Origin of the sequence: Zooshikella harenae (genome assembly GCF_018837975.1) — a bacterium.
GTDB lineage: Bacteria > Pseudomonadota > Gammaproteobacteria > Pseudomonadales > Zooshikellaceae > Zooshikella > Zooshikella harenae.
In genome coordinates, this window is record NZ_JAGSOY010000346.1 from 1 (window position 1) to 613 (window position 613).

General features: G+C 34.3%; 1 protein-coding gene. It reads right to left on the minus strand.

The features are described 5' to 3' along the window. Positions 1-94 precede the first annotated feature (94 nt). Positions 95-544, minus strand: a complete 450-nt coding sequence (locus KCG35_RS26050; RefSeq protein ID WP_215822833.1) for a tail fiber domain-containing protein — start codon at positions 542-544, stop codon at positions 95-97. Positions 545-613: the final 69 nt, after the last annotated feature.

Below are 613 nucleotides of genomic sequence, written 5' to 3' on the forward strand. Positions count from 1 at the left end.
ATAGCCTAACTGGTTTCGTATAAGATGATTTAAAGTTGCGAAGTGAGCATTGAGCCTGATGATTAACTTGCCCAAAGCCGCCAGCAATAACTTGCTAGGGTTCATTTCTTTGCTCTTCTAACTGCTTTTCTAGTCTTTCTACTTTCTTATTTAATTCATTAACTGCAGCAATCAGCGGTACTACTAGCCTTGAATAGTTGACCCCTAGCAACCCTTTTTCTCGATCTTGATAGACAGCCAAAGGATAAACCTCTTTAACTTCTTGAGCGACAACACCAATTTCTTCCTTAAAATTTATGGTTAAAGTACTATAGTCAATGTATGGTATTTTATATTGATAAGCTTCTATTCGTGCAAGTTTTTCTAGCGGTTCTTGTAAAGCAACCAAGTCAGTTTTAATATTCCTGTCGCTTAATCCACATCCTACTAGCGAATCAAAAGTTTCACACTCTCCAAGTTGGTTTTCATTTTCAGAGTCTGAAGAATAAGCGTTAACATTGAGTAAAGATAGGGAAATGAGAAAACAACTAACAACCTTTTTCATACTAATCATCCAGTCATAATTTAAGAGAATTATCATTTTAAAATAAGTTATTTAAGTTGATATAAATCA